At 39.5% G+C, this 7,781-nt stretch carries 7 protein-coding genes; 5 read left to right on the top strand and 2 right to left on the bottom strand.

From position 1 onward, the window contains the following. Positions 1-1,579: chaperonin GroEL (gene groL / locus ACFIK7_RS07120; protein WP_375663169.1), on the bottom strand; the 1,579-nt coding region annotated here is incomplete at its 3' end. Positions 1,580-1,637: 58 nt separating this feature from the next. Then, on the bottom strand, positions 1,638-1,934 hold the full coding sequence (gene groES, locus ACFIK7_RS07115; protein WP_005774667.1) for a co-chaperone GroES: 297 nt from the start codon (positions 1,932-1,934) through the stop codon (positions 1,638-1,640). Positions 1,935-2,161: 227 nt separating this feature from the next. Here groES and fumC point away from each other — a divergent pair, with 227 nt between their 5' ends. The 5 genes from fumC (at position 2,162) to ACFIK7_RS07090 (ending at position 6,673) form a co-directional block, all read left to right on the top strand. Next, positions 2,162-3,550, top strand: a complete 1,389-nt coding sequence (fumC, locus tag ACFIK7_RS07110; RefSeq protein WP_375630964.1) for a class II fumarate hydratase — start codon at positions 2,162-2,164, stop codon at positions 3,548-3,550. Positions 3,551-3,683: 133 nt separating this feature from the next. Next, the gene (locus ACFIK7_RS07105) at positions 3,684-3,896 is read left to right on the top strand and encodes a hypothetical protein (protein WP_375663168.1); all 213 of its coding nucleotides are present in this window, start codon (positions 3,684-3,686) and stop codon (positions 3,894-3,896) included. 292 nt (positions 3,897-4,188) lie between these two features. Further along, positions 4,189-4,323 carry a hypothetical protein gene (locus tag ACFIK7_RS07100; RefSeq protein ID WP_375663167.1) on the top strand — a complete coding sequence of 45 codons (135 nt, stop codon included), beginning with the start codon at positions 4,189-4,191 and terminating at the stop codon, positions 4,321-4,323. Between the two features lie 682 nt (positions 4,324-5,005). After that, positions 5,006-5,203, top strand: coding sequence for a hypothetical protein (locus ACFIK7_RS07095; protein ID WP_375663166.1), 198 nt, complete (start codon positions 5,006-5,008; stop codon positions 5,201-5,203). Between the two features lie 582 nt (positions 5,204-5,785). Continuing rightward, positions 5,786-6,673, top strand: a complete 888-nt coding sequence (locus tag ACFIK7_RS07090; protein ID WP_375660629.1) for an outer membrane protein — start codon at positions 5,786-5,788, stop codon at positions 6,671-6,673. Positions 6,674-7,781 lie beyond the last annotated feature (1,108 nt).

Here is a 7,781-nt window from a genome sequence, read left to right as displayed (position 1 = left end):
TCTTTGGAACTTCAGCAACCATTGCTTCTGTTGTGATCAGAAGGCTCGCAATTGAAGCCGCATTCTGAAGAGCAGAACGCACAACTTTCACAGGATCAACAATTCCCAAAGCAATCAAATCACCAAATTCACCCGTGGCGGTATTATAACCATAAGTGTCAGCATTATTTTCCAGCACTTTGCCCACAATAATAGCGGCTTCTTCACCAGCATTGCTTGCAATCTGGCGCGCTGGTGCTTGTAGAGCACGACGAACGATACTAATACCAGCTTCTTGGTCAGGATTACTTCCCTTAACGGTCAACGCATTTGCTGCACGCAACAATGCGGTACCACCACCAGCAACAATACCTTCTTCAACAGCAGCACGTGTTGCATTCAAAGCATCATCAACACGGTCTTTCTTTTCTTTCACTTCAACTTCTGTTGCACCACCCACACGGATAACAGCAACACCACCAGCGAGTTTAGCAAGTCTTTCTTGCAATTTTTCACGGTCATAGTCAGAAGTTGTTTCTTCAATCTGAGCCTTGATTTGATTGACGCGAGCAGTAATTTCGCTCTTTTGTCCAGCACCATCAATAATGGTGGTGTTTTCTTTAGAAATATTCACTTTCTTTGCACGTCCAAGCATATCCAAAGTGACATTTTCAAGTTTAATGCCCACATCTTCAGAAATAACCTGTCCAGATGTCAAGATAGCGATATCTTCTAACATTGCTTTACGACGGTCACCAAATCCAGGAGCTTTTACAGCAGCAATTTTCAAACCACCACGTAATTTGTTAACAACGAGCGTTGCCAAAGCTTCACCTTCCACATCTTCAGCGATAATGAGAAGTGGTTTTCCAGATTGCACAACAGCTTCAAGCACAGGAAGAAGAGATTGCAAATTAGACAATTTCTTTTCGTGAATGAGAATGTAAGGATCATCAAGATCAGCGACCATTTTCTCAGCATTTGTGACAAAATAAGGGGAAAGATACCCACGGTCAAATTGCATTCCTTCAACGACTTCTAATTCCGTTTCAGCGGTTTTAGCTTCTTCCACGGTAATGACGCCTTCATTGCCCACTTTTTCCATAGCATCAGCGATCATTTTACCGATTTCAGCAGCGCCATTAGCGGAAATTGTTCCCACCTGTGCAATTTCTGCTGAAGTTTGAATTTTTTTTGCTTTTTTGAAGAGGTTTGCCACCACTTCTTCAACAGCAGCATCAATCCCACGCTTCAAATCCATTGGGTTCATGCCTGCAGCAACAGCTTTAACACCTTCTTGCACAATAGCTTGTCCTAAAACAGTTGCTGTTGTTGTTCCATCACCAGCGATATCATTGGTTTTAGAAGCAACTTCGCGCAACATTTGTGCACCCATATTTTCGAACTTATCTTCCAGTTCGATTTCCTTTGCAACGGATACACCATCTTTTGTGATGCGAGGTGCACCGAATGATTTATCAATCACCACATTGCGACCTTTAGGGCCGAGTGTCACCTTAACAGCATTAGCAAGGATGTCGACACCGCGCAACAAACGCTCACGCGCTTCACGGCCAAATTTGACTTCTTTAGCAGCCATTTAATTTCTCCTTGGAGTTTTCTCAAAATAGTACACAATGAAAAACTAAGTGCTTCAATTAGCCCATAATTCCCATAATGTCAGATTCTTTCATGATGAGGAGATCTTCCCCATTAATCTTGACTTCAGTTCCAGACCATTTTCCAAACAAAATACGGTCTCCTGTTTTGACTTCTAAAGGCACGCGCTTTCCGTTATCATCGAGAGCGCCATTGCCAACAGCAATCACTTCGCCTTCTTGGGGTTTTTCTTTTGCTGTATCAGGGATGATAATCCCACCAGCCGTTTTATTTTCAGATTCAACCCGACGGACAACGACACGGTCGTGAAGTGGGCGGAATTGTATATTAGCCATGTTTTAAATCCTTAAAACTGAACATAATTGCATTAATCTTAAAAGTTCTTGCTAGCACTCTCAAACTACGAGTGCTAGCATGTGTTAGATATAAAATCGGCATCTCTCAATGTCAAGAATAGCCATAAAAATAATTTCTCTAAATGAAGCTTCAAAGTCTTGCCTCTTATTGCACTTTCGCGTTATCTATCTTTTTTGAGAACCCGTGAACAAAAAAGGATCTTATCATGGTTGAAACACGTCAGGAAACGGATAGCTTTGGAACGATTTCGGTACGTCAAGATCGTTATTGGGGCGCACAAACTGAACGTTCTCTGCATAATTTTAATATTGGCAGTGAAAAGCAGCCTCTTGCCATCATCTATGCCTTAGTCCTTGTCAAAAAAGCAGCAGCGATTGTAAATATGGGCAAAGGAAAACTACCAGAAAATATTGGAAAAGCAATTATTGCCGCCGCTGATGAAGTGCTTGCTGGCGATTTTGATAAGCATTTTCCACTGTCCGTCTGGCAAACAGGTTCTGGCACACAAAGCAATATGAATGTCAATGAAGTCATTGCTAATCGTGCTAGTAAGATTTTGGGAGGAAAACTTGGAAGCAAAAAACCAGTTCATCCCAATGACCATGTCAATATGAGCCAATCATCGAACGATTCCTTTCCCACGGCGCTTCACATTGCCACCACGTTGCAAACACGCCAACACTTATTGCCAATCCTTGAAGCTCTTATTGCGACATTAAAACAAAAAGAGCAAGAATTTGCAGACATCATTAAAATCGGTCGCACCCACACGCAAGATGCAACACCTTTAACCTTAGGGCAAGAATTTTCAGGCTATCGTGCCGCATTAGAAGCCAATCGTCAGCGCATTGAAAATGCTCTAACCGATGTCCACATGCTTGCTCAAGGTGGCACGGCTGTTGGCACAGGGCTGAATGCGCCAAAAGGTTTTGACGTTGCTTTTGCGCAAACAGTGAGCACTCTCACAGGAGTAACGTTCCAAACTGCCAGCAATAAATTTGAAGCACTTGCCCATCATGGCGCCCTTGCGCATTTCCACGGAAGCTTGAATGCTCTCGCTGCTGATCTGTTTAAAATTGCCAATGACATTCGGTTTTTAGGCTCTGGTCCACGTTCTGGTTTAGGGGAACTCAGTCTTCCTGAAAATGAACCCGGATCTTCTATTATGCCCGGCAAAGTCAACCCCACACAATGTGAAGCCTTAACCATGGTCGCATGCCAAGTTTTTGGTAATCACACCAGCGTAACCTTTGCCGCAAGCCAAGGACATTTTGAACTCAACGTTTATAAACCTGTTATTGGCTATAACGTTTTACAATCAATTACCCTTCTTGGTGATTGCATGCGTTCTTTTGATATGCATTGCATCCAAGGATTACGGGCCAATCGCGTTCATATTCACTCGCTCATGGAGCGCTCACTCATGTTAGTCACAGCTCTAGCACCAGAAATTGGCTATGAAAGAGCTGCTGAAATTGCCAAAGCAGCGCATAAAAATGATACAACTTTGCGCACCGAAGCATTAAAAGCAGGTGTTTTTGTAGAGGATTATGACCGATTAGTTGATCCCAAAAAGATGATTGCTCCCCAATAAACAACCCACTAAAAAAGATGCAAACGTCTTAAAACAAATCGTTCTGTCAAAAGATCGGGGTGTAAACACCCCGATGATGACCGATAACCATTACCCACAGCGTTCATTTTAGGCTCTGGTCCGCATTTATGCTATGGGTGGTTTTGTTGCTTATGTTGTACTTAAAAGGCACAACGATTTTGGAAAGAAATGGATAGTCATGGCTCAACACCCAATGGCTATAGTGGCAGAAAGTGATTTAAATGGATATGACCGTAAGGTGTTTTTCATTCTAGCTTCACGTCTTGATTTTAAAAATCAATTAGCTATCAACCAAAAAGAATTAGCTCAAAAAAATCAGTATTAATAGACATAATTTCAATCAAAGTATAAAAAGATTAATGAATTCATAGTAGTTACGCTTACAATGTTATCATTATTGATAACATTGGGTAGATAACTCTTATCTCAATGAGATAATGTATTGATTTATAATAATAATCTAGCGTTATCCATATTGAATGAGAATCCTAAATACCGTAAGATTTTCTCATTTTAAATCTGTCCCATGTTGCATCAATCAAAATCACTGACTAGCACATCACAAACGGAATGAATGTATGGATAGAAATTGTATAAGATAAGGAAAAACGCCTCTAATGAACCACCTCAAGTGCCAAGGACTGTCACAACGGCCAAAGGGGCCTGTCACAACATTGTGGAGAGGACTGTCACAACACCCACGAACTGGCAAATATAGTAATGGCACCGGCTTGCTCCTTTATGAAGCGTGAAAGAGTGTGCTCAATAGATTTATCGTTATACCATTCACGAGCCACCGTCGTGAAATAGGTTTAGAAACATTGAAAAATGTCTCCTCTATGAAGCGGAAAAGAGGTGCTCAATAGATTTATCGTTATATCATTCACGAGCCACCGTCGTGAAATAGGTTTAGAAACATTGAAAAATGTCTCCTCTATGAAGCGTGAAGATAGGTGCTCAATAGATTTATCGTTATACCATTCACGAGCCACCGTCGTGAAATGGGTTTAGGAACATTGAAAAATGTCTCCTCTATGAAGCGTGAAGATAGGTGCTCAATAGATTTATCGTTATATCATTCACAATCGCTGTCGTGAAATGGGTTTAGAAACATTGAAAAATGTCTCCTCTATGAAGCGGAAAAGAGGTGCTCAATAGATTTATCATTATATCATTCACGAGCCACCGTCGTGAAATGGGTTTAGAAACATTGAAAAATGTCTCCTCTATGAAGCGGAAAAGAGGTGCTCAATAGATTTATCATTATATCATTCACGAGCCACCGTCGTGAAATGGGTTTAGAAACATTGAAAAATGTCTCCTCTATGAAGCGGAAAAGAGGTGCTCAATAGAGGAACAGCTGTTGGAACAAAATTCGATGCACTGAAAGGTTTTGACCTTTGCTGAAACAATCCACTCTCTGACGTGATATCCTTGACAGCTCGCAAGAAATTTGAGGCATTTGCCCCTTATGGCGCCCTCACCCATTTCCACAAAAACCTGAATGCACGCGCTAATCTCTTTAAAATAACCAACGACATTCAGTTTTTAGGCTCTCATCCACGTTCCGTCTTTAAGCGAACGGAAAGTTTATCATTTTACATGGCACATGAGAAACCTCTTGAAACTTGAGATTCTCGCCCTTTGCTCCTTCTTATTCTTCGTATTCCATTCAATCAATCAAAACTATTCGCTTGGATTGTCATAAGAAAAAGTAGCGTATAGATAAAAAAGAAATAAAGTCGCTCATCCCCTTAAGTGCTCAAAAGGCTATCGCCATACAAAGCTACGCAATATCAGAAACAAGCAAAGAATACGATAAAGAATATGATGGTGCCAATATGCATTTTTTACGACCAATTGAATATTAAGCACTTTGATATCAATCATAGTGGATAATATATTTAACACTTAATAACAAAAAGTGATTTTAATATATATAAAATAATATTTTTTAAACAAATAAAAAGCCTGTTTACTATATTATATTTTTTTCTAAAACACAGAGAACACTGAAGAGGCGTATATAAAAAATCCTGAAAAATCAATATAAACGCGGGATAATAGCATGAAAACAAGTTTTAAGAACACTTAAATATAGATAATTATAGAGTTTTTGAGTATTTTAATTTTCATAATGATATTAAATATAGATTTCTTTAACCAATTCGTGTATAATGCGCTTTGTATTTTAAATGAATTGGGGACGTTTTTATGAAAACAAAATGTTTAATTGCACTATCTATTTTCACTTTCATTACCGCTTCAACAGCGCAAGCAGCAGATACGGTAATCTTTGAGCAATCAAAACCGAAGGTTTCATTGCAAAATGATTCATCATCACGTATTTCACCGGTTACTGTTTCTGCGCCTTTTTCTTGGTCTGGTTTTTATTTTGGAGGACAAATTGGATATTTTTCCAATAAAAATACTCTAAATTACGCACAAGAAGCTAGGGACGGAAAATGGGCTTTGGTTGATAGAGATTTATCACCGAAACTATCAGGATTGAGAGCAGGTTTGTATGCAGGTTCTAATATTGATCTGGGAGATCTTGTTTTCGGTTTTGATACGGACATGGTTTGGTCTGGGAAGAAAAGTACCCAAACAGACAATGGAAAGAAAATTCTAGATAAATTAGACTCCATTAACATTGCCTTTGAAGAAGCTGGAATTCCTATCATAAAACCTGCCGCTCAGGATGAAACGATACCCAACCATGGTGACATTGTTGTTAGCGGTGTAACATTGAAAGAAACATGGTCTGGTGCCGCGCGCGCGCGTATTGGTTTTGCTTCCCATCGTCTTATGCCTTATATTGCAGGGGGTATAGCCTATAGACAGATGCAATATATCATGTCACTTTTATCAAAATCGCAAGAAGATTCGACAATTTTTGCTTCTGGCAATGTGTTAGATGAGACAAAAACAATGTTTGGTTACACTGTTGGTGGTGGTTTTGATCTTGCAATGACAGATAATATCATCATGCGTACAGAATATCGTTATTCAGATTTTTTTAAAAAGAAATTTGCAAACGATAACCTTAAAATCTCTTCTCAAACGCATGATGTTCGCTTTGGTATCGCTTATAAATTCTAAGTTTTGTAGAAAAATTGAACGATTAAAAAACCCTGTTAAAAACGGGGTTTTTTAATGCCCCTTTGCACTAAAAAGACGTAGATTCTAAAAACCAGTACTAAACTGTAAACAAATAATCACGAAACAATCCAACCTCTCCCTCTCTTAAAGCAAGCTCCTATCCTCTCAGCCTTTCATGTCGTGCATTGGGAATATATAAAAGCTTTACCACCATACCACTGGGCGCCATCGTAAAATAAATGAGAGCCGGTATTTAAGAGATATTTCTTTAAAAGAAATATGGATATTGTGCATCAATTGCAGTTTTATAGGATGATGTTGACTTGGCCTCCCCGCTCTTAAAGGATAAAGATTCTAAAAACCCATTTTAAAACACCCATTTTTAAACACCATGTCCGTTTATAAAAGCACAAAAACTCTTGGGGACTCTTAGGGGGATCTTGGGCGAGCTTCTCTGGGCTCCTCCTCATGGAATGCCCTTAAGCCTAAAGCAAGACAAACACACTGAAGAATATTCAACACACAGCGAAAAAATACTGTAACGTTTCAAGGAAGTATGCCCTATATTACCACACTTCAAACGACCGTATTTTACAGCTATTGTATGCCAGAGTGGAGAAAGGATATTGCGGTTTTCTGTTTGTGTAATTTCTGTAACGGGGAGACAGCTTCATTTGGAGAGAACAGAAAGTTGTCAAGGTAAAAAACCAATTTCCAACCTTACCATTTCCCTCTGCTTTACAACTTTCAAAAGCCTCTAAAGCACTATTTTTTAAACCTCTAAAACTCTGTCTTTTAAAGAGTGGAGATTACGCATTGCCTCATGCTTTTGTTGCTCACATATCTTTTTGGCGATCACGCCCCTCATGTCATACGACAACGCTTCAAACCAAACACACTCAAATTCAAGACACTTTGGTTGCCAATGCACATGCGTGTTTTAAAGAAACATCTCTCAAAACCCTCAAGCCCATTTTGCGACAGCACCTACAAGAATATAAAATCTATAAAGCCTCTAAAACACTATTTTTTTAAACCTCTAAAACTCTGTCTTTTAAAGAGTGGAGATTACGCATTGCCTCATGCTTTTGTTGCTCACATATCTTTT

The organism is Bartonella sp. CL266QHHD (assembly GCF_042195355.1).
GTDB lineage: Bacteria > Pseudomonadota > Alphaproteobacteria > Rhizobiales > Rhizobiaceae > Bartonella.
Note: the sequence above shows the minus strand (reverse complement) of the source record. Positions and strands in the feature narration are given on the sequence as shown.